Here is a 1,799-nt window from a genome sequence, read left to right on the forward strand (position 1 = left end):
GCTTTTCTTGGCAGTGTGGAATCAGGAACTTCGCTACTAAATTTCGCTCGCCATCACAGCTCAGCCTTTACGGGAAACGGATTTGCCTATTTCCCAGCCTAACTGCTTGGACGCGGATATCCAATACCGCGCTTACCCTATCCTCCTGCGTCCCCCCATTGCTCAAATGGTGAGGAGGTGGTACAGGAATATCAACCTGTTGTCCATCGCCTACGCCTTTCGGCCTCGGCTTAGGTCCCGACTAACCCTGAGCGGACGAGCCTTCCTCAGGAAACCTTAGGCATTCGGTGGACGGGATTCTCACCCGTCTTTCGCTACTCATACCGGCATTCTCACTTCTAAGCGCTCCACCAGTCCTTCCGGTCTGGCTTCACAGCCCTTAGAACGCTCTCCTACCACTGTTCGTAAGAACAGTCCGCAGCTTCGGTGATACGTTTAGCCCCGGTACATTTTCGGCGCAGAGTCACTCGACCAGTGAGCTATTACGCACTCTTTAAATGGTGGCTGCTTCTAAGCCAACATCCTGGTTGTCTAAGCAACTCCACATCCTTTTCCACTTAACGTATACTTTGGGACCTTAGCTGGCGGTCTGGGCTGTTTCCCTTTCGACTACGGATCTTATCACTCGCAGTCTGACTCCCAAGGATAAGTCATCGGCATTCGGAGTTTGACTGAATTCGGTAACCCGGTAGGGGCCCCTAGTCCAATCAGTGCTCTACCTCCGAGACTCTTACCTTGAGGCTAGCCCTAAAGCTATTTCGGAGAGAACCAGCTATCTCCAGGTTCGATTGGCATTTCACCCCTACCCACACCTCATCCCCGCACTTTTCAACGTGCGTGGGTTCGGGCCTCCATTCAGTGTTACCTGAACTTCACCCTGGACATGGGTAGATCACCTGGTTTCGGGTCTACGACCACGTACTCATGCGCCCTATTCAGACTCGCTTTCGCTGCGGCTCCGCATCTTCTGCTTAACCTTGCACGGGATCGTAACTCGCCGGTTCATTCTACAAAAGGCACGCCATCACCCGTTAACGGGCTCTGACTACTTGTAGGCACACGGTTTCAGGATCTATTTCACTCCCCTTCCGGGGTGCTTTTCACCTTTCCCTCACGGTACTGGTTCACTATCGGTCACTAGGGAGTATTTAGCCTTGGGAGATGGTCCTCCCGGATTCCGACGGAATTTCACGTGTTCCGCCGTACTCAGGATCCACTCTGGAGAGAACAACATTTCAGTTACAGGGCTGTTACCTTCTTTGGCGGGCCTTTCCAGACCTCTTCGCTTATATCGTTCCTTTGTAACTCCGTATAGAGTGTCCTACAACCCCAAGAGGCAAGCCTCTTGGTTTGGGCTGTTCCCGTTTCGCTCGCCGCTACTCAGGGAATCGCATTTGCTTTCTCTTCCTCCGGGTACTTAGATGTTTCAGTTCCCCGGGTATGCCTTCTCATACTCTATGTATTCAAGTATGGATACTACTCCATTACGAGCAGTGGGTTTCCCCATTCGGAAATCTCCGGATCAAAGCTTGCTTACAGCTCCCCGAAGCATATCGGTGTTCGTCCCGTCCTTCATCGGCTCCTAGTGCCAAGGCATCCACCGTGCGCCCTTTCTAACTTAACCATTTCTTACTTTAGAAAGAATCACTATGTGTGATGAACTTTGCATTGCATTCAATGTGAATGTATTACTTATTGTTATCTAGTTTTCAAAGAACACGTTGGTGGAGCCTAGCGGGATCGAACCGCTGACCTCCTGCGTGCAAGGCAGGCGCTCTCCCAGCTGAGCTAAGGCCCCG

1 tRNA gene and 1 rRNA gene are annotated in these 1,799 nt (G+C 51.8%); both read right to left on the minus strand.

Going from position 1 to position 1,799, the window contains the following annotated elements:
- A 23S ribosomal RNA gene (locus AOQ70_RS06530) occupies positions 1–1,624 on the minus strand; the annotation flags it as partial.
- Positions 1,625–1,722: 98 nt separating this feature from the next.
- Positions 1,723–1,798: transfer RNA gene (locus AOQ70_RS06535), tRNA-Ala, on the minus strand.
- Position 1,799: the final 1 nt, after the last annotated feature.

This window comes from Bacillus sp. AM 13(2015) (genome assembly GCF_001518755.1).
Lineage (GTDB): Bacteria > Bacillota > Bacilli > Bacillales > Bacillaceae > Bacillus > Bacillus safensis.